The 20,478-nt window shown below is 52.0% G+C and carries 17 protein-coding genes and 1 pseudogene; 10 read left to right on the top strand and 8 right to left on the bottom strand.

All coding sequences use genetic code 11. The features are described 5' to 3' along the window. Position 1 precedes the first annotated feature (1 nt). From ACWAU0_RS19800 to ACWAU0_RS19790, 3 genes are read left to right on the top strand one after another with little or no spacing between them, the layout of a single operon-like run. Positions 2-793, top strand: a complete 792-nt coding sequence (locus tag ACWAU0_RS19800; RefSeq protein ID WP_458137655.1) for an ABC transporter ATP-binding protein — start codon at positions 2-4, stop codon at positions 791-793. Continuing rightward, positions 790-1,782, top strand: a complete 993-nt coding sequence (locus tag ACWAU0_RS19795; RefSeq protein ID WP_101053303.1) for an MlaD family protein — start codon at positions 790-792, stop codon at positions 1,780-1,782. Before ACWAU0_RS19800 ends, ACWAU0_RS19795 begins: the two co-directional genes overlap by 4 nt. A gap of 32 nt (positions 1,783-1,814) precedes the next feature. Beyond that, positions 1,815-2,408 (top strand): PqiC family protein, encoded by a 594-nt coding sequence (locus ACWAU0_RS19790; RefSeq protein ID WP_458137654.1) that lies wholly within the window; start codon positions 1,815-1,817, stop codon positions 2,406-2,408. 63 nt (positions 2,409-2,471) lie between these two features. Here ACWAU0_RS19790 and ACWAU0_RS19785 read toward each other — a convergent pair whose 3' ends face one another. From ACWAU0_RS19785 to ACWAU0_RS19775, 3 genes are all read right to left on the bottom strand, one after another. Then, a complete protein-coding gene (locus ACWAU0_RS19785) occupies positions 2,472-4,658 on the bottom strand; it encodes a CHASE2 domain-containing protein (RefSeq protein ID WP_458137653.1) in 2,187 nt (728 codons plus the stop codon). 122 nt (positions 4,659-4,780) lie between these two features. Further along, entirely contained in the window at positions 4,781-5,272 is a 492-nt protein-coding gene (locus ACWAU0_RS19780; RefSeq protein WP_458137652.1) for a hypothetical protein, read from the bottom strand. Positions 5,273-5,316: 44 nt separating this feature from the next. Beyond that, on the bottom strand, positions 5,317-8,148 hold the full coding sequence (locus ACWAU0_RS19775; protein ID WP_458139249.1) for a TonB-dependent receptor domain-containing protein: 2,832 nt from the start codon (positions 8,146-8,148) through the stop codon (positions 5,317-5,319). Positions 8,149-8,172: 24 nt separating this feature from the next. Here ACWAU0_RS19775 and ACWAU0_RS19770 point away from each other — a divergent pair, with 24 nt between their 5' ends. After that, complete coding sequence (locus ACWAU0_RS19770; RefSeq protein ID WP_458139248.1) at positions 8,173-8,307, top strand: hypothetical protein; 135 nt, start codon at positions 8,173-8,175, stop codon at positions 8,305-8,307. A gap of 6 nt (positions 8,308-8,313) precedes the next feature. Here ACWAU0_RS19770 and ACWAU0_RS19765 read toward each other — a convergent pair. The 3 genes and pseudogenes from ACWAU0_RS19765 to ACWAU0_RS19755 all read right to left on the bottom strand — a co-directional run. Further along, positions 8,314-8,685, bottom strand: a pseudogene (locus ACWAU0_RS19765) (FecR domain-containing protein); the annotation flags it as partial. Between the two features lie 195 nt (positions 8,686-8,880). After that, complete coding sequence (locus ACWAU0_RS19760; RefSeq protein WP_033158819.1) at positions 8,881-9,546, bottom strand: Crp/Fnr family transcriptional regulator; 666 nt, start codon at positions 9,544-9,546, stop codon at positions 8,881-8,883. Positions 9,547-9,771: 225 nt separating this feature from the next. Then, the gene (locus tag ACWAU0_RS19755) at positions 9,772-13,089 is read right to left on the bottom strand and encodes a bifunctional diguanylate cyclase/phosphodiesterase (protein ID WP_458137651.1); all 3,318 of its coding nucleotides are present in this window, start codon (positions 13,087-13,089) and stop codon (positions 9,772-9,774) included. A gap of 620 nt (positions 13,090-13,709) precedes the next feature. Here ACWAU0_RS19755 and ACWAU0_RS19750 point away from each other — a divergent pair. From ACWAU0_RS19750 to ACWAU0_RS19725, 6 genes are all read left to right on the top strand, one after another. After that, entirely contained in the window at positions 13,710-13,892 is a 183-nt protein-coding gene (locus tag ACWAU0_RS19750; RefSeq protein WP_033158792.1) for a hypothetical protein, read from the top strand. Between the two features lie 42 nt (positions 13,893-13,934). Further along, positions 13,935-14,228: a hypothetical protein gene (locus ACWAU0_RS19745; RefSeq protein WP_033158791.1), complete on the top strand. Its 294-nt coding sequence runs from the start codon at positions 13,935-13,937 to the stop codon at positions 14,226-14,228. 7 nt (positions 14,229-14,235) lie between these two features. Further along, on the top strand, positions 14,236-14,670 hold the full coding sequence (locus tag ACWAU0_RS19740) for a hypothetical protein (protein ID WP_033158790.1): 435 nt from the start codon (positions 14,236-14,238) through the stop codon (positions 14,668-14,670). A gap of 45 nt (positions 14,671-14,715) precedes the next feature. Further along, a complete protein-coding gene (locus ACWAU0_RS19735; protein WP_033158789.1) occupies positions 14,716-15,963 on the top strand; it encodes an HlyD family secretion protein in 1,248 nt (415 codons plus the stop codon). 2 nt (positions 15,964-15,965) lie between these two features. Further along, the gene (locus ACWAU0_RS19730) at positions 15,966-18,095 is read left to right on the top strand and encodes a peptidase domain-containing ABC transporter (protein WP_225892856.1); all 2,130 of its coding nucleotides are present in this window, start codon (positions 15,966-15,968) and stop codon (positions 18,093-18,095) included. A gap of 84 nt (positions 18,096-18,179) precedes the next feature. Then, entirely contained in the window at positions 18,180-18,524 is a 345-nt protein-coding gene (locus ACWAU0_RS19725) for an FUN14 domain-containing protein (protein WP_033158788.1), read from the top strand. A gap of 162 nt (positions 18,525-18,686) precedes the next feature. Here ACWAU0_RS19725 and ACWAU0_RS19720 read toward each other — a convergent pair whose 3' ends face one another. After that, positions 18,687-19,352 carry a phage tail protein gene (locus ACWAU0_RS19720; protein ID WP_205454198.1) on the bottom strand — a complete coding sequence of 222 codons (666 nt, stop codon included), beginning with the start codon at positions 19,350-19,352 and terminating at the stop codon, positions 18,687-18,689. Between the two features lie 27 nt (positions 19,353-19,379). Continuing rightward, positions 19,380-20,312 carry a PEP-CTERM sorting domain-containing protein gene (locus ACWAU0_RS19715; RefSeq protein ID WP_458137650.1) on the bottom strand — a complete coding sequence of 311 codons (933 nt, stop codon included), beginning with the start codon at positions 20,310-20,312 and terminating at the stop codon, positions 19,380-19,382. Positions 20,313-20,478: the final 166 nt, after the last annotated feature.

Genomic DNA, 20,478 nt, shown 5'->3' with positions numbered 1-20,478 from the left:
GATGGCCGAGGCCTGCATTACAGTAAAAAATCTAACCATGACTTACGGCGATTTCGTGATTCAGCGCGATCTGAATTTTACGATCAATCGCGGCGACGTGTTCATCATCATGGGCGGCAATGGCTGCGGCAAAACCACCTTGTTGCGGCATATGATAGGCTTAAAGTCGCCGGCAAAAGGCGATGTCTGTTATGGTGAGCAAGGACTGTGGCAAGCCAATCCTAAAGCCCGCCAGCAAATTCTGGCACGCACCGGGGTGTTGTTTCAAAGCGGTGCTTTGCTCAGCTCGATGACCTTAGCCGAAAACGTCGCGCTGCCGATTACCGAAGCCACCCAGTTGCCAGCTAAAAAGGTGCGGGAGATTGTCTCCTATAAATTAGCTTTGGTCGGCTTGGCCGGATTTGAAGATTATTATCCCTCCGAACTCAGCGGCGGCATGCAAAAGCGCGCTGGTCTGGCGCGGGCGATGGCCCTGGATCCGGAGATTCTGTTCTTCGACGAACCGTCCGCCGGCTTGGACCCGATCACCGCCAAATTGCTGGATGATCTGATTCTAAGTTTGAGTAGCGCTTTGTCGGCTACCATCGTCGTGGTCACCCACGATCTGGACAGTATTTTCGCGATTGGCAACAATTCGGTATTTCTGGATGCCGAAACCCGTACCAATATCGACGGTGGTTCCCCGCAAAAACTGCTGCACGAATCCAAACACCCCAACGTGATTCGATTTTTAAATCGCGGCGACCAAACCGAGCAAAATAGCAATCATCGACACATGAGGAGTCCGGCGTGAGCAAACAAGCCAATCCACTCGCCATCGGCGCGTTTTTGGTCGGTGCGTTGATCCTGCTGACGGCGGGCGTGATGATTTTTGGCGGCAGCGATTTTTTTAAGGACAAAAAACGCTTCGTCATTTTTTTCGATTCGGCGTTGAATGGCTTGAATGTCGGCGCGCCGGTTAAATTGCAGGGTGTGCAGATCGGTAACGTCAACGAAATTTCCTTGGTGATGGATTCTGCGACCGGCCGGATTTTCAAGCCGGTGGTGATTGAGATCGACCCCGCCTTGCTGCAAGATTTGTCGGTACAGCAATCCGGCGGCCACAGTAAAAAACAGCGGATGCAGGACGCGCAACGGCTGATAGACGCGGGCTTGAAGGGCCGGTTAGAGACGCAGAGCTTGCTGACCGGCTTGCTCTATGTCGATCTTAATTTTTATAGCGATAAACCGGTCAATCTGATTAAGCTGGATTACAAAAATCTGCCGGAATTGCCCAGCGTGCCGACTACCGTTGACGAAATCCGCAATACCGCCGATGAAATTCTCAATCGCGCGCGCCAGCTGCCGGTCGAGGAGATGATGAAGAATTTGGCGGATACCCTCAGCGAAATGCGTAGTTTGCTGCAATCCGACGACACCAAGCAATCGTTAGCTGCGCTAGCCAAATCCTTGCAGGAAACTCAGCGTTTGATGGCGACGTTAAACAATCAGATCGGACCGTTGATGAGCAACGCCAATGGCGCTTTGAGCGATACCCGCACCACCTTGCAGGACTTTAACAAGGAATTGTTGCCGGTGTTGAAAGCCGCCGAACAAAGTCTGAACGCCGCTACCAAGGTGATGGAAGGCTCGCAAAACGCTTTGACCGCTGTCGAAACCTTGGCCGCGCCGGATGCGCAACTCGGGCAAGCCTTGGTGGAAATGCGCAATGCCGCCCGTTCCCTGAAGGATTTGACCGAGTCGCTGGAGCGGCGGCCGGAGTCGTTGATATACGGCAAATAGATTGGGTTGTTAATAGATTTAACCGGATGAATATGAAACACATAATTTATTTGCCAATGTTACTTTCAGCGCTGTTGTTGACCGCTTGCAGTAGTAAGCCGATGCAGTTTTACATGTTGAGCGCCGAAACCGACACGCCGTCTGTTGCTGCCGTTTTACCGGCCGATACGGTGTTGGGATTGGGCCCGATTCATTTGCCGGCGTATTTGGACCGGCCGCAGCTAATTACTGCGCTGAGCGAGCATCAGTATGAATTGGATGACCAACATCGCTGGGCCGAACGTCTGGATGACAATATTGCTCGGGTTTTGCGGCTTTCTCTAGCCAAACAACTGGGCATAGACCAAGTGGTTCGCTATCCATGGGCACCGCGTCAGGCTATCGACTACCAAATTAGCTTTGATATTCTTGAGTTACATCAAACCGCTAGCGGCCAAAGCCGCTTCTCCGTGCAATGGCAGTTAAAAAAAGCCGAACAAGTCGTGCTTGGCAAACGCTTCGAATGCAGCGAAGCGGCAGGTAAGGGCGCTGAAGCCAGTGTCGCTGCGCAAAGCCGTTGCTTGACGCGCTTTAGTATCGAATTGGCTCATGAAATTGCCGGACTGGGCTCAATGCATGGCCGTTGAAAGCGGTTAATACTATCTGATCGTTCTAATGGAGCGCCATTTTTTAGATGTCGCTGCTACGGCTTATTTGCCATCCAACACCACGATTCCGTCCCATGCCAAAGGCGGCATTTCACTATAGTGCAAAGCTTTTTGCAGATAAAAACGGCTGGGTCCGTCGTTGGCGTCGCCAGCGAGTGCGGCGCGAAATAGGCGGGCAGCGTCTGTCCATTGGCCTTGCTGAAATGCTGCCAGGCCATCCGCAAATAGGTCGTGTATTTCGTTCGGCTTGGCGTTGTCGCCATGCTTGACGCCGACAATTTCCACCAGCCTCAACGGCTCTACACGGCCTACCACGCGAAACATGCCCACGGGTCGGGTTACGATGCCCTCCAAGTCGGCTGCGATGCTCTGCGACGCCAGAATCCGGGTGCCTAAATACTTGTTCACCCCCTGAATTCGCGACGCAATGTTGACCGTATCGCCAATAGCCCGGTAATGACTGGAGCTGCCGGCGTCCAGGCTGCCCAGCGTTAGATCCCCTTCATGCAAGCCGATGCGGGTGGCGAGTGGTTCCTGGCTGGAGGAGAGGTTGAAAGATGCCACCGCCGTGGCCATTTCCAGCGCGGCCAAGCAGGCGGCGCGGCGTTGCTGGGTTGCCGGCGCATCGAACCACACCGCCATCATCGCGTCGCCGGTCACATCGGCTATGACACCGTCGTGGGACACTACCGGATGCCCCAACACCTGGTAGTAGGTATTCAACAGCGTCCACATTTCCCGGGGTGAATGTTGGGCGGCGATGGCGGTGTAGTCTTCGATGTCGGTGGCTAGACACAAACCGGAAACATCTTTTTCGCTTTTAGCGATGCCGGCGTTAGCGCTTTCGGTCCATTGTCCCGGCGCCGCGGGCAACATGCCGACCCATTGCGGAAATACTCTGCTGACGAATTCAAGTATCCGCCCCCGTTCGCACATTAAGTCGTAACGCGACCAGGCCAAACTGAGCAGCCATGACAATGGCAATTGAATTAATATGGGTCCGGCGATTGGCAACCACCAGTGGTACCGAGCGAACAACCAGACAGCCGAGCCGGCGTAAGCCGAGGCAAACACTAGGCTGAGGACGATACCGGGCCAGCCGGCAAAACTGAATAGCAACAAGGCGACAAGCAAACCAAATACGCTGGAAATTATCCAGCCCGGCGCCGGGTTCTCGATAAAACTGTCTTCCAGTAAATTGGCGAATTGCGTGGCCATGATCTCCACGCCGGCCATTTTGCCGGAATGCGAATCGGAATAAGGCGTAGGAAAAAAGTCCGATTTGCCCGGCGAAAACTGGCGATTGGCGCGGCCGACGAATATCACTTTGCCTTGTAAGTCTTTAACCTTACCTTCGTAAACATCGGCGTAAGATTCCATTCTGAGCGTGCGCGGCGGGCCGTAGTAATTGAGATAGCGGCTGTCGCCTTCGCAAAATAGTTTGTTGATTCGGAGTTCAGGTGAGGCCTGGCTGGATGTAACGCTGCCGTCAACTTGGCAAGCTCGGCGTTGTTGGGTTAACCAGGCAGACAGTGGTTGACCCTGATCGGGTATTGCGCCGGAATGCTGCAAATAATAAAACCAAACCAGTGTCGGCAGGCTGGGCGATTCAGCCAGCCCGTCGGAAAAAGTCCAGACTTCGCGCACGCTACTATTGCTGGCATCGTTGATCAGATAGAACGGCGCGCTATCCAAAACAGCGCCGGCAATGGTCGAGGTCGGCGACACTTTGCGCATCCCGACCAATTGTTCCGGAAGCTGGATGTTGGTGTCTCCTTCTCGGGAAATGGCCGGGCGGCTATTGCTGTCTGAGCATTCCTCGCGGCCATAAAAATCCTCGGCGCCGTGGCGAAATTTTTGCACGCATTCGACCACTAAAACATTGTCGGCGGCACGCATCGTTGCGGCCAGTTCCTGATCTTCCGAAGATTGGGGGCGAATGAATTGCAGGTCGAAGACGATAAAACTTACTGCCTGCTTTTGCAATTGGCGGATCAAGTCGGCGTGAAAGCGTCGCCAGCGTGTCAAGTCTTGGCCTACGCCAAGAGCGGATTCTGACGTTTCATCCATCGCCACGATGACGACATCGTCGGGTGGTATTTGCGGGCCGCGAATTTGGAATAGTAGGTCTAGACCTTGTGAAATTTCGAAGTTAAAAAGCTTGGCGCTAATATTACTGACTAAAAAACCAGAAATAGTAATAACAGCTATTCTTCTAAAATAACCCATATGAACATATTAGCCTTAGTGTAATAAAAAAATTCAAAGATATGATTATTGTTGCAACTGAGGTTAATATTTTTCTGACAAAGGCTCCCGCATGTCCGGGGAGCCTTTATGCATGATTTAATTTAGTCTAAAAGATCAGCGAGTTGTTGATCCGTTATGCATTGTTGATACTGATATCCGTTGGCGTAAATAGTGGTACAGGGATCATCGTAAACAGCTTTGACTGAAACAAAGAATTTTGCGGGAATTTCCTTGCCGTTTTTAAGGATCACGCCTTCTATGGGGGCCTGGATTTTAATTGCATTTAAGACTTCATCATTTACTTTGGCGATAGTGGTTTGGCAGTCTGAGCTTTTATTCTGACTACGTTTTGATTCCTCTTCGTGGGCTTTTACATCTTTTTCATTCTCTGTTGGGAGGGTTGTTTTTCCGCAAGGCGGCAGTAGTTTGCTATCCAGAGGGTTAATAACTACAAACTCGTCGGTTTTGGCGTTAACACCTTCAGCGATGACAACGGTTTTTTTGAGTAGCGATAAAATGGGTTGGTCTGTCTTTCCGCAAGAAGTTAAAAAAAGACTTGTCATTAAGCAGATTGCAGTGGTTAGTTTCATCATGGATTTTATCCTGTGTTGGTTTTAGGGGTTGGTTAGGGCTCATATTAATAAACAAAACTCAGTCGTATAAATAGCTGTCGCTCCGGTATGTAAGGGCTTAATTGTGGGCCGCTCGCATCGAAAGCGCTTTGGTACGCAAAATGTCTGTTAAATATGTTTTTAGCTTCGAATGTAATGGTACCCAAACGCTTTGGAAAGCGATAACCAATCGCTGTGTCAAATAACCAAAAATTTTGACTTGAACCGATAATCGAAACGCCTGATATGGGAGTGGTTGATGGGGCGATTTCTGCGACTCTTTGATCGACAAATGTAGCCGATAGCTTAGAAAATAATCCGATTTTATGGAATAGGTTAATCGATAACGGAATTTGATGAGTGCTTACACCCACTGGATTGGTTGAGTCTGCTGAGCTATTAAAAAGTGACCTTTTGCTTTTGTCGAATCGGTATTCACTTTTGAATGTGATCCAATCGTTTGGTGCCCAGTAGGCATAGGCTAAGTGAGATAATTCGTTGCGGCTGAATGCTGCACGGTATTCAGGCGCTGTTAAATCAATCAGTTCTTGATGGCTCTCTCTCCAGCTGACTTCCCCGCCGGCAAAGACCTCTTTGGTAAGTTTAAAATCAATTCCGGATGAGTATTGCCAAGCCGATGCACCATTGTTAGCATCGTAAAATTGATTAAATCCGGCAACTTGAGTGGGTTCTATGGTTTGGTTATTTGTAAGTGGTCTGTTGATTGTTCGAAATGCCGCTGCTCTTAGAGTGACGCTATTGGTTGCGTCCCATACGATGCCGAACTTCGGGTCTAATTGATATTTTTTGGAGGTTGGTTCTTCATAACTATCGTAACTCAGCCCGAAAGTTGCGTTTATGTTGTTTGGCAGCCTGTATTTAAAATAACTGTAAATATTGAAATACTCTGTGGAGAAACTGCTGGACGTTGAGTTTAAAAATACGATATTGAAAGGTGATCTTATTCTTTTTGCCAATTGGCTGTATACACTCTTATTGTCGGCGTTTATATAGCTGGCTCCTGTTGTTATATTTAAACGTTCGCCGCCAAAATTGTGCTGTAATTCTGTTTGATAGCTTTTTGTGTCTACTATTAAATCATCTAATTCATCGAAGTTTCTGGTCAATGGAAGTCGATTGTTAATGGTTGTTTCTCTAGTAGTATAAAAAGATGAAAATAGTACATCTTGCTGGCTATTTATTCGGTAATGGCTACCAATTCTTGCGGTATCTTGAGCGATGACATTTCTAAGATTGGTTGAGTGTGATCCGTTTAAACGGTAAGGGACATCACCAGTCTCAATGTCTTCGGTTTTTAATTCGAATTGCAAACTAAAATCTGGGGTGAAAGCATATTGAGCGAAAGCATTATAAACATCTTGATGATAGTCGTCGTTAATGCGTATTCCGTCCGTTTGGTAATGGAACTGGCCTAGGCTAAGCGATAATTTATCGTATAAACCAGAGATAATCGTGTTATCTGTCAGCGTGTTACGACTACCGTAGGCACCATTGGCAACTAAATGAGCGCCATTTCGGGTGTACAGGCTGTCATATTCATTCGCGGACAGAGTGCCCGGACCGGTATTATTTAAGATACCGATATTTTCCGCCGTAAGTTGCGGCTGTACCGGGGTGATATTAATTGGTTGTAGTAGTTGAGCTTGTAGTAACTCACTGGCCCTCGCAATTCGATATCGAGGTTGGCCGATATATGCGTCCGACAGAAAGCGGTGGGCCGAAGGATCGGTGGCATCGTGACCCAAGGACTTCCAGGCTTCCTTCAACGCGACTCGGCCGAAGCCCAGGTCGTTATAAATACGTGCCAAGTTGGCGGTGCGGGCGGCGGCGTCTTCGTCCAGCAGCAGTTTTGACCGGTACACGCCACGGTTTTCGTTCAGTTCTATGGCCTGTTGCATGTCTCGCATTGCTTCGACTGGGCGATTGGAGGCTTGCTTGAGCAATGCATCGTAGAAATACGGTGTTGGATCTTTAGGGTCGTGTTGTTTTGCCAGGTCGAATTGGTCGCCGGCCAACGCGGGGCGCTTTTCTTCGTAATAGGCTTTGCCCAGATAGCTGCGTAACAGGGAATTATTTGGGTCGAGAATAGCGGCGATTTCCAGGTCGCGGCGGCCGGCTTCCAGGTCGCCGCTGCGGATTTTTGTTAGACCTAAGCCCAAGCGCGGTAAAGGCGCGGTAGAGTCTAATTGGACGGCGGATTCGAAATGCCGCATGGCTTGGGCAGTATCTACTCGGAATAAATGCGAAAAGCCCTGTACGGTTTGCGTTCTTTCCAGATTGGCGTCGAGCATGAAGGCTTTAGTCGCCGATTGTGCGCTTTCTTCGCGCAAGCCCAGCGCCAATTGCAGCTCGGACAGCCGCGCCCAAGTCATCGCATCGTCAGGTGCCAACTGGCTGGCACGCTGCGCCGCTGCCAAGGCTTTTTCCAGTTCGAAGCCGGCTTGTTGGTTGTAGGATAGTGCTGAGTAAGCGGTCGCCGATTGCGGATTTGCCGTCACTGCACGCTCGGCCAGATTCAGCGCGTCTGTTTTGCGATTTTGGGTCAACGCCAGAATGCTCTCCAGCGCTAAAGCTTCTGCATCATTTGGGTTGCCGGAGCGTAGGGCTTGAATGTCTTGCATCGCCAGCTGGCTTTGCCCGGCTGTCAGCCTGATTGCTGCACGGATTTTCAAAAACTCCGGCGACTGTTCAACTGGTGGCGTCCGCTCTAAACTGCTTAGCGCCAAATCGATCCGGCCTTGCCGATAATTCTGAATCGCGGCACGCAGAGCCGGGGTTATCGGGGCGTCCGGCTCCGCATAGGCTGATAGCGGCGGGTAATACAAAGCCCAATTCACTGCATCGGCGGGCTTAAGATCGATTTGCGCGCGCGGAGCCTGGCCCAACAAGGTCTGACCCGCTTCGCCGGCTTTCAGGTGAATGTCGCCGTAGGTATTGAAAAAGCGCACGGCACCTTCGTAGACCCACAATTCGGCGCTGGCATCATCGGCGCGTAGTGCAAATTCGGTGCCTTCCGGGCCGGCGTTGGCGATGGGTGTGGTGATTTGTAACTGCTTGGGTGTGCGGCTGATGAAATGCACAAAGCCCTTCAGTAAATCGACTAAAGTGGGCTGGCTGGGGGCGATGCCGTTTAAGGTCAAGACGGTGCCTTCGGCCAAACGCAGCGTGATGCCGTTCGGAAGTAACAAAGATGCGCGGCTGTACGTTTCGACTTTAACCCTGCTGCCTTCGCAAAGAGTTTGCTCCAATTGTGCCGGCTGCCATTGTCCTTGCGCGCCGGCGTCGTAATATAAACTGCCTTGCAGCGAAACCAGTTTGGCGGCTTTTTCCACGCTACAGCTTGTCGCGGTCGCATCGGTTTCCGCCAAACACATTGGCGCAAATAAAACCATGAAGCAAATCACAAGGCAGCGCATTTTATCTCCGAAAGATGTTTTTTTTCGGATGATAAAGTCTGAAACCCTAACTGATCAAGGTAATAATTAACTTTGCTCGGGATTTTCTTATTTTTGTCAATTGGCCCAAGGTGCAGTTGCGATCATGCGCTGCCGATAATCGCTACAGGCAGCTCACCATGCGGCCGGTGGGGTGGTTTCGATGCGTAGCGTTTTTTCGTCGACGCTGATGTAACCGCCTTTGGTTAGTTCTTTCATCACTTTGTTAATCATTTCCCGAGATGAACCCACCATGGTCGCCAGCTCTTGCTGAGTCGGGCGGTTATGAATCACGTAGACGTCGCCTTCCTTTTCCGCCATGTCTTGCAGTACCTTAATGGTACGTTCGTACACATTCGACAAGGCCATTTGTTTGACTTTCTCGGTCAGAAATCTGACTTTTTCAGCCAATACTTTAAGTAAGGCAATCGCCGCATCGGGGTGTAGTTTCAACCAGTGGATGAAATCGGTTTTGGCGATGACCGCGCACACGGTTTTTTCCTGGGCTTCCACCGCGGCGGAACGCGGTTCGTCGCTAAGCAAGGCCAGTTCGCCGAAATAAGAGCCGGCCTCCTGAATCAATAAGGTGACCTCCTTGTCTTTGTCGTTACTGCCAAACACCCGCACCTTGCCGGACAAAATAATGTACAGCGAACTGGTCTGGTCGCCCTCGGCGATGATCATGGCCTTTTTCGGAAATTTAATGACCTTGGCCCTGGATGCCAAAGCTTCCAAAGCCTCCTCGGGCAGATCGGCGAGAAAGGGGATGTGGTTCAGACTGGCGATGACTTCTGCTTGCATGATGAGGCTATAACCGCTTGGTTTAGTAGAGTGCCGCTTTTGATAACGGTCTGGTTTGTAGTTGACGCCTAGCATACTAATTTTGCGTCATGATAGTGAAGTATTTCACAGATTGTCAGCCAATTAAATCACAGACATACCCCTTTTACGGCGGCAGCGGAAATAGCGCTCGGCGCATTGGCGAACTTCAACTTTGCAAAACCCATCCCGCCAAGCGCCTGCCGTTTATACCCAGCTTTTGCCGGTACGCAGCAAGACCTCGAATGCTGATGCCGGTAATGGCTTGCTGAAGTAATAGCCCTGTATCTCGTCACAGTGGTGTTCGCGCAGAAACTGGCAGTGTTGTTCGGTTTCCACGCCTTCGGCGATCACCTTGAACGCCAGGTTGTGCGCCAGTGCAATCACCGCCAATACAATAGTGGCATCTTCCGGATCGGTGAGCATGTCGCGCACGAAGGATTGATCAATTTTCAGGGTATCTACGCGAAATCGTTTCAAGTAGCTGAGGCTGGAATAGCCGGTACCGAAATCGTCTATGGACAGCTTCACCCCGGCGGTCCGGAGCTGACTAAAAGTGGCGATGACCTTCTCGACATCCTGAGCGATCAAACTCTCGGTCAGTTCCAGTTCGAGTTGAGAGGCCGGTAGACCGGTGTCTTCGAGCGTATTCATCACCCAACTGATCACATCCTGCTGTAGAAACTGGCGTGCGGATATGTTCACCGCCACACAGACCGGCGGCAAACCGGCGTCTGTCCAGGCTTTTGCCTGAGCGCAAGCTGCGCGCAGCACCCAATCGCCAATGGGCACGATAAGCCCGGAGTCCTCGGCGATTGGAATGAACTGGGCGGGAGATACCGCACCCATTTCGGGATGTTGCCAGCGCAATAAGGCTTCGCAGCCGGAAATTTGGCCGTTTTTCAAGTTGACCTTGGGTTGGTAGGCCAACTGAAACTGTCCCAATGCCAACGCTTCCCGCAAGCGCGTCTCTATATTGACACGGCGTAGGGTTTCCTCGCTCATCTCGCGGGTGAAGAATTGACAGGTGTTGCGGCCTAGGTCCTTGGCGCGGTACATCGCCACGTCAGCGTTGTCGATCAGCGCCTCGGCGGTTTCGCCGTCCTGCGGGAATACGCTGACGCCAATGCTCACGGACAAATGGATATTACGCCCCTGAACCAGGAGCGGACAATCAAGATGCCGGACCACTTTTTGGGCGAGGAAATAGGCATCGCTATCTTTATTTAAATCAGTCAGCAAAATTAGAAATTCGTCACCACCCAGGCGAGACACGGTATCACCGTCCCTGACCAGGCTGCCTAGCCGTTCGGCGGCGACCTTTAACACCGCGTCGCCGAATGGATGGCCGTAGCCGTCGTTAACTATCTTGAAGCGATCCAGATCCAGATAGAGCAGTGCCAGCTGATTGCCGGCGCGGCGCGCGTGGGCGATGGCTTGGGCAATGCGGTCCTGGATCAGGTCGCGGTTGGGCAGGCCGGTGAGGCCGTCGTAGGTGGCCAGATAGCGAATCTGTAGCTCGGCCTGTTTGCGCGCGGTGATGTCCTGAATGGCACCTATCATCCGCACGCCGCGTCCCGTGTCGTCACAGAGCAATTGGCCGCGATCAAACAAGTCGGCATAGCTGCCGTCCTTGCGCCGAAAACGGTATTCCTCGGACCATGTGTTCTCGCTGCCGGCTACGGTGGCTTGAAGGTGTGCAACCACGCGGTCGCGGTCGTCGGGGTGGATGCGGCGGGCCCAGAAGTCGAATGAAGGCAAAATTTCGTCAGTGGCGTAGCCGAACACAATTTGAAAGTTCTCGCTCCACCAGATGTTGTTGCTGGTGAAGTCCCAGTCCCACACGACATCGCCGGTCGCACGGGTGGCGGCGTGGAAGCGGGCTAAGCTTTCCCGCAACGCGGCATCCGCGCGTTGTCGTTCCGAGATGTCGTTTAGAAACAGCGTGCGGACTTCCAAACCGTTGCGTGTAAAAGCCGCCACTCGCAATTCCGCGTCGAACACGCCTTGGGTGCCGACAAATTGAAACGCGCCGGAATCGGTGGTGCTGAGAATCTCGGCCCAATCAGCGTGGCCGTCGGGCGCAAGCACAGCATCGGTGATGGCCTTACCCAGAATGAATTCACGCGCCAGGCCAAACAAACGTTCTGCGGCGGCGTTCCATTCTATAACGGTCAATTGGTGATCCAGGCTAAAGATTGCGGTGTGAGTGGAGTCGAAAATTGCGCCTTTTAAGGCCAGAGAAGCGGCTTGCTGTTCCTTGGCTTCCAGCAGTTGTTTAACGGCCACGGCCATGTGGTCGAGGGCTTCCCCCAGAATTTGGGTTTCCCGGAACTCGTTCGTGGCGAAAGTGGCGGCCGCCGGGGGTTCCAGTTCGGTATGACCGATGCCGGCGACCCGGCGCTCCAGCGCCGCCAGCGGTTTGCCGAAGCGCCGGGCCATGCGCATTGAGACCAGCACCAGTCCTGCGGTAATTGCCACGCCCATACCGCCCACCTGATACAACTGGCGACGCAGCATGTCTTCGATAAACGATACTTTTCGCGAAGTAATGACCAACCAAGACATGCCGCCTTTCAGCGGCATGCGGCGGGCGGCAACCCAGCGTTGCTCGCCTTCCAATAGCATGCGGTCTAGGAATAATTCGCCGGTGAAATTCAGCAAAGGGCTCAAATCGGCAGGCAAGGGCAACGGCGCTCGGCCTACTTGCAACTGATCGCCGATTAGGCGGGGAGCGGCTCCCAACTCCAGGACCTGAAACCGGGAGTGATATTCCGTACCTATGGCGCTTAGAAAGCTATTCAATGCCGGGATGTCGAAGTCAGCATCCAGAACGCCGATCAAACGTCCGCCCGCATCTTTCAGCACTTTGCCGTAGCTGAAGCCCCACAAAGGCTCGTTGCCTGTAAATGGCGCCGCCCAGCGGTAAGCCGGAACCCAGGTGTCGCCGCTCGGGCTGCGCAAAGCGGCTGCGTAGAACGCATCGCTGCGGGGATCGTAGTGTTGGTTAAACAGCTGTTGATGGAGCACGAATCCCTGCTCGGTCAATATGAACTTTCGCGCAGGCGGGCCTTCCGTGCGGTCACCCGGAAATAGCCAAAGTAAAATCTCGCCATTTGCAGTTCGTTCCAACGCGCCGTATTCGCCTGAAGCTGCCAAGGAAATGCCCAGATAACTTAATTCCGGGCGTTGTTCGAATGCCGCCAGCGAATATTCCAGTGTCGATTGTAAAGTGGCGCCCGTTACCTCCGGGGCTATCGCGGCACGTTCAGCGGATTCGGCTGTCATCTCCGCCGCGCGAATCAAAATCTGCAGGCGCTCGGTCGCGCGGTCCAGGGTTTCTTTCACCTCCCGCCGGGTGGTTTCTTCGGTGCTGGCGACGCTTTGCCAAGTCATGCCTATTAACAGCGCCAGACCAAGCAACATCACCAAACCCACGATATTGGAAATTAAAACTCGGGTAAATGAAGGAGCAACTGTTTCGGATAACGTTGTCTGTTTCGCGGGTGAAGGCGCGTTATTCATGGTTGTTTGGTCAATGGCTATCGCTGTGAAGTGATCTTGTTAGCGCATCTTGGGCAGTACGCTGCAAAGCTGGAATCGTGTCGAGTTCGGGCAATTGCGTAAGCGGCAGCTCCCGATCAGTTTGGTTCTCGAAAATCGCCAAATTCTATAAATGCCGTCATTTGTATCAAAGACATTGTCATGCAAATCGGCCCAATTTATCGCTGCTGCCCCGTTTGGGCTGCATTCGTCGAAGCCTGAAACGGTTTAAGCCTTCGATAGAGCCTTTACCCCAAAGGCATTTAGGCCAGCGGTATTTTAGGGCCGCGATAATAATTGTAGATGCTGAAGACGATCTTTAAATTTAGCCGGTAAAAAAGTTTCGCAAATTACGCATCCAGCCAAGCTCCGCTTTTAGCGTAGCCGCCATAGCGGCACGAATCCTTGTCGAATGAAAAACTACCGCCATTCGCAGTGGAATTTTTCACAGCTTTCCAGGGTGGCGAACACCTAAAGTATCAATACCCGCTCAAGTTCACAAACCGGTAGATGGGGATGTGGTTCGGTAAGCAATGCTGCCGGTATCGCAGTCGTTGGGCCAGCTATGAGCCGGCCTCATCACTTTTTTAAGGAGAAAGACAATGTCTCAAAAATCCAAATTAGATCAAGCTCTGAAGGTGTTGCAACCTGAGGAAATCAGCCAAGTTTCCGGCGGTTTAGTCGATGTCGGCACTGATTTAAGTCAGTTTCCCCGTAAATTCTGGCCGGTCATCAATCCAGGGTCGTTCGTGATTAAAGCCAATGCTGGCTTGGTTGTGCGCTAAATCACTTCCCTGAAGTCATCTTTTATTTTTTGGAGAGCTGTCATGTCAAACAAAACCACTCGAATTTCTGCCGATGAATTATCCGCCTTTGCCGCGCAAGGTATAGAACGCGCTTTGCAAGCCCGCGAGGCTGCCGGCGTGGAATTGAATCAGGCGCAACTGGATCAAGTTAGCGGCGGCGCCTCGTTAAGCTTGGTGCTGAATAAAGGCATTATCGCCGGCGGCCCCTGGTTCGATCAGTTTAGAGGATTAAATAATGTGATTACCAATCAGGGTGCCGGCGGTTTGGCCGGTGGCTTAGCGGGCGGCCTGCAAGGAGCAACCCAGCTGGGTTGATAAGGCCATGACCTCGGAGAACCCAGTGTTATGTCCCAGCGCGCAGCCGGAATGGGAAGGTGCCCAGGTCATCGGGGTGATGACTGGCACTGCGGATCAGCCGGAAATGGCTTATCTGCAAGCCCCGCAACCGGTGACCGAGCAATTGCTCGAATTGGCGGGCCCGGTCAGTCCGGCGGAAGTGTTCCGCTTTTCCGCGCCGTGCGCCTGCACCGGTTGCGGTCACTACGCGGAAGCGGAGTCCAAATGCCGGCTGGCTGAAAAAGTCGTGCGTTTTACGCCGACGGTCACCGAGCAATTGCCGGTGTGCGCGATTCGTGCCGACTGTCGTTGGTGGCTACAGGAAGGCCGCTCGGCGTGTTTTAGATGTCCGCAAGTGGTGACCAATAACCTCAAGCCGACCGAAGACATGCGGCGGGCAGCCGACTACGGCGTTCTCTGAGGGTTTTGGTCGCAATGTCAAAAAGGGTGAGAAGGAAACGGCGCTATGAAACATGAGTTATTTCGACAACAAGCCTTGGACTTTAAAAAAGACAAGCCCTTAGGGGAGGTTATTCACGTGGAATCCTTGTCGTTTGCCTTTCTCACCGCTTTAGCCGTCAGCAGCGCTTTGCTGCTGGTCGCCTTTGCCTTTTGGGGCGAGTACACCCGCAAATCGCATGTGAATGGTTATTTGTCGCCGAGCATGGGATTAATCAAAGTGTATGCGCCGCAGGCCGGCACCTTGATCGAAAAACACGTGCGTGAGGGGCAAGCCGTGAAAGCCGGCGATACGTTGTTCGTGTTATCCACCGAAAGTAGTTCACGGGAAACCCCGCAAGCTCAGGCCGCGGCGATTGAACAACTGAAACAACGCCGGGAAAGTCTGGAGACCGAACTGGTGAAGCAAGAGCAAATCGATCAGATTCAATACCGTTCGGTGTTGGATAGACTGCATGGCATGCAACGCGAATTGCAACAAGTCAATAATGAAATAGACACCCAGCAACAGCGTTTGGCCGGTGCCGCGGCAACTTCGCAACGCTATCAGCAGTTGCTAAGCACAAAATTCGTTTCGGCCGTGCAAGCCCAACAAAAACAAGATGAATGGTTGGATCACCAAGCCAAGCTGCAAGCCCTGCAACGGGTACAGATGACCTTACAACGCGACATCCGCTCCGCGCAGTTGGAAGCGGACAGTAGCCAAATGAAATTTAAAAACCAGCGCGCGGCCATCGAACGCAATATTTCGAGTTTGGCGCAAAACATCACCGAATCCGAATCGCGCCGCAATATTGTAATCACCGCGCCGCACGACGGCACCGTCACCACCATCCTGGCGGAGCAGGGACAAAATGCCACGACCGCCAATCCCTTGCTGTCCATCCTGCCGCAAGGTGCCAAATTGCAAGCCCAGTTATTGGTACCGTCCAGCGCGGTGGGCTTTGTCGAGCAGGGGCAGACCGTGTCGGTGCGTTATCAAGCCTTTCCCTATCAACGCTTCGGTAGTCATCAAGGCCGTATCGTCGAAATCGCCAAAACCTTGATTACCCCCAAGGAAGCCGATTTGCCGGTGGCTTTGCAAGAGCCGGTGTACCGGGTCACTGTCGAGATCGATAAACAAGCGGTGCAAGCCTATCGCCAGGATATTCCGCTGCAATCCGGCATGCTGCTGGATGCGGATATTTGGTTGGATCATCGCCGCCTGATCGAATGGGTGTTCGATCCTCTTTACAGCATTCTAGGACGGGTTTAATCATGACTATGCAACATATCCTCGACTTTTCCGGCCGCAGGAAGACCCCGCTGATCCTGCAAACCGAAGCAGCCGAATGCGGTCTGGCTTGCCTGGCGATGGTGGCCAATTTTCATGGGCACCGGGTGGATCTGGCCAGTTTAAGACAAAAGTTTTCCCTGTCTTTGAAAGGCTCGACCTTGAATCATCTGATCCAGATCGCCAACCAATTGCATCTGGGTTCGCGGCCGGTACGGGTGGATTTGAACGAACTGAGCAGACTAAGCCTGCCGGCTATTTTGCATTGGGATTTCAATCATTTCGTAGTTTTGACCCAGGTCAAACGCGGCGTGGCGACGATACACGATCCGGCCAAAGGTACCGTGCATTTGCCCTATACCGAGGTCTCCAAACATTTCACCGGTATTGCTTTGGAGTTGCAGCCCACCCAAGCTTTTACCGCCAAAACCGAACGTCAACAAATCAAACTTTCCCGCCTCATCGGCCGATTGAACGGTGCCTCCAGCGCTACCTTGCAAATCATTTTATTGGCGGCAGCCATCGAAGTGTTTGCAATCGTAGCGCCTTTTTTTATGCAACTGGTGGTGGATAACGCGGTGGTGGCCCGGGATACCAATTTATTGACGGTATTGGGATTGGGATTTCTATTGCTGGCCTTGATTCAGATAGGCATTACCGCGCTGCGTTCGTGGGTGGTGCTGGTACTCAGTACGTCGGTGAATTTGCAGATGATGAGCAATCTGTTCGGACACTTATTGCAGCTGCCGATGAATTTCTTCGAGAAGCGGCATCTGGGCGACATCGTCTCGCGCTTCGAATCCTTAAACGTGATTCAACGCACCCTGACCACCAGCTTTCTGGAAGCGATTATTGACGGCGTGATGGCGTTGGTGACACTGGGTATGATGCTGGTGTACAGCTGGAAGCTTGCGGCTATCGTCAGCTTGGCCGCGCTGCTTTACGGAGTATTGCGCTTGTTGTCGTTCGCCCCATTACGCGCAGCCAGCGAAGAGCAAATCCTGCGCGCCGCCAAGCAGCAAACCAATCTGCTGGAAACTGTGCGTGGCATGCAAAGCGTGAAGTTATTTAATCGCCAGTTGCAACGCCGGCACGGGTATCAAAATTTGATGGTCGATCATTTCAACGCCGGCATCCGCGTGCAAAAGCTCAATATCATTTACCGCGCCCTGAACAGCTTGTTGTTTGGGGTGGAAAACATCGCGGTGATCTGGCTAGGCGCCTTGTTTATTCTGGACGGCGGCTTTTCGGTGGGGATGCTGTTTGCGTTTATGTCCTTTAAAGACCAGTTCACTCATCGGGTGGGCAGCTTCATCGAAAAAGGCATCGAATTCAAAATGCTGGGCTTACACACCGAACGGGTCGCCGATATTGCGTTGGCGGAAGCCGAAGATGAGCATGTTAGTGGTGCCCGTCACGAGCAACTGGCGGCATCGATCCAAATCCGCAATCTGGATTTCAGTTATGCGCCGTCCGAGCCGCCGGTGCTGAAGAACCTGAATCTGGATTTTGCCGAAGGCGAGTCGGTGGCGATCATTGGTCCGTCCGGTTACGGCAAAACCACGCTGGCCAAATTAATCTTGGGTTTATTGCAGCCCAGTGCCGGCGAAATCCTGATCGGCGGTGTGCGCCTAAACCGCATCGACAGCCACGATTACCGCAATATGGTGGCGGCGGTGATGCAGGAAGATCAATTGTTTGCCGGCTCGATTGCCGACAACATCTGTTTTTTTGACCCGGAGCCGGATCAAGCCTGGATCGAAACCTGCGCGCAACTGGCGGCGGTGCATCAGGATGTGATGACCATGCCGATGGCTTACAACACACTGATCGGTGATATGGGCACGGTGTTGTCCGGCGGCCAAAAACAACGGGTGCTGCTGGCCCGCGCTTTATACAAACGCCCAAAAATTCTGGTGTTGGACGAAGCCACCAGCCACTTGGATGTGGCCCGCGAAAAACTGGTGAACGGTGCGGTGCAGCAACTGAAATTGACCCGCATCATCATCGCCCATCGCCCGGAGACTATCGCCTCGGTGGATAGGGTGATTGACTTACAAGCCATAGCGGCAGATGCGCTTGCCGGCCCGTGTTATGCGTCGCAGGCGGCTTAGATGTTGCTGCGCAGTAAATGCTCTATGTTGCCGGATTCGTTATAAAATCGTCGAAAATTTTTAAACATTTTACGACTGGATTTTATGAATAACGCCATTGAAACACACGCATCCAACGATATTTTTTCCGAAGCCTTTTTGCTGGGTAATTTAGGCGCACCGTTTATTTTGGGAATGGCGATTGGCTATTTCGCCAAAAAAATGCTGCGCACGGCCTTGTTTGTCGGTGGGGCGATTGTGTCGATATTGTTCGTTGCCGAATATTACGATCTTATCAACATCAACAATATGGCGTTGGAAAATGCGGCTAGCTCAGCCGCAGAGGCTGCCAAGGAATCCGGCAGTTTCTTGCTGGATCGGCTGGCGGTGTTTACCAGCCGGGGTGTTAGCGGTGCAGGCGGTTTTTTTGTGGGATTTAAACTCGGGTAAACCGGTTTTTGCTTACCCGGCTAAGGGTTGATCATGTGGCTCAGTCAGCAGCGTGTTTTGCCTAGCTACATAGTGCCCACTTTTTTGCGTGGGCACTATGTGTCGTGAATATCACTTCAGACTATTTGCGATTAACAGGGCAGATTTATAAGATTCCAGCCGTTAATTTCGGCCAGGAAAAATACCTTGTGTGGCTACACAGTAAGTGATACCCAAAGCAGGTGAACGGTTATCAAAAGGCAGGCTTTGTCCCGCAGGCTGAACGGAAGTGGTTGGCCTACCCGTAAATTTTATGATGTTTGCCTTTAGGGAAGCGTTGGGGGCATCGCTTGAATAGATATTATCTCTCGATGTCGAGGCCGCCAATACATTGCCGGAGGGCGTACTCTTATTGCCGGCTGTACTTACTGCGTCAATCGTAGCGGAAACGTTATCTAAAAAAGTTTGCGCACCATGGGAGTGTAAAGGCATTTGGCTTGGTTGTAGGGTTACAAAGTCTATGCCGATTTCTTGGCCAATCGATATTGGCGATAGCCCCGGACCTTGTCCGACCCCGATTGGCGAACGGCCGCGCAGATCCGGTAGCATAAATGTTGTTTGTCCATCACCGCCATACTGCGTACCCAACAGCGAAAACAAGGCTGTGTTTTGCGCAATGCTCAGCGTCTGTCCGGCGGCCTCCAGATAACCGCGCGGGCAAAAGTTAAAGCTAAATGTGCAAATCTCGCCGAGAAAGGGGTCGGAACCGCAAGCCGAGGCTGATACTGGTAAGCCGGTGATAGCGATCATGGCGAGTTTCAAGAGTGGTTTATTGAATGCTTTTGACATGTTGAGTACCTTTAAATTGAGTTGAAATTAATTGAAAGCGTAGTGACGGCGTTTGCTGGTAAGGACTGAGATCAAGCCGATAGCCAGCAACCACAGGGTTTCCGGCTCCGGTACCGTGTTGTTGGTTTGCTTGGTGACCGACTCGACTGTAATCAGGCTGGACGCATTTATCGAAAATCTGCCGGAGTCCGCGCCGCCGAATATGAATAGATCGGGGTTGCTATCGCCAAAGCTGATTAAGTCGCCAGGGTTTAATAGAAACGACAGCAGCAGAGTGCCGACGTCGGATACCAGGCCGCCTTTACCGGTAGCGATATTGGTATTCGGATTACTGGGTATGAATTTTTCGTTACCGCGAACGGGATCCGAAATAATTTTAGAAAACGCCAGTTCCTTGCCATCGGCTTTGTAAAAGCCAATTATGGACTGTGCGAATTCGCCGTCATTGTTCAGCGGCGGTGTGTCGGTGGCTTCGACTTGATGGCTGTATTGGAATTGCAAGTTCACCACAAAACTATCCACGGCAGACTTGTTCTCAATCGAAAAGGTATAGTCGCCGAACAGCGGGCTGATGCTTGAGGGCTCGGCGCCGCCAGTGCCGCTAGCGTTTAAATTGATACCAAAACCGTCGCCGATCTGGCTTAAGGTGCCTGACAAGGGGTCAGGACCAGTGACCGTGGAACCCACCAGCGTGGTGGTGGAAGTAGAGCCGGCGATAATGCTGGTCAGCGAGCCTGTCTGGATGGCGTTTATGGGATCGGCTGGGGAACCGAGGCTATCAAACTCGGCCGAACCGCGAATTACAATATTGCTGTCAAAAGCTGCGGCCGACACCCATCCGGAATGGGCGCCGAGCAGCAATGTGATAGCCAATGCGACATTGCGAGTCCGGCAACCGTGGTTTGTAGGTAGCTTCTTAAAATCGCTACCGATGCTCTTTTTAAATTTAATTGATTCCATCTTGATACCTCTATATTTGATTAGATTTGGCGGTAATATATTTATATTAATGACTTGTTCCGTGCAAAATGCAGGCATCTAGTAAGTATTTAAATGCAGTGGATTAAAATAATTTCTCATGCTGCTAAATTGCCATATAAATTGAATTAAATTACTTCTGTTTTAT

Source organism: Methylomonas sp. Uni0009, assembly GCF_054188105.3.
Note: the sequence above shows the minus strand (reverse complement) of the source record. Positions and strands in the feature narration are given on the sequence as shown.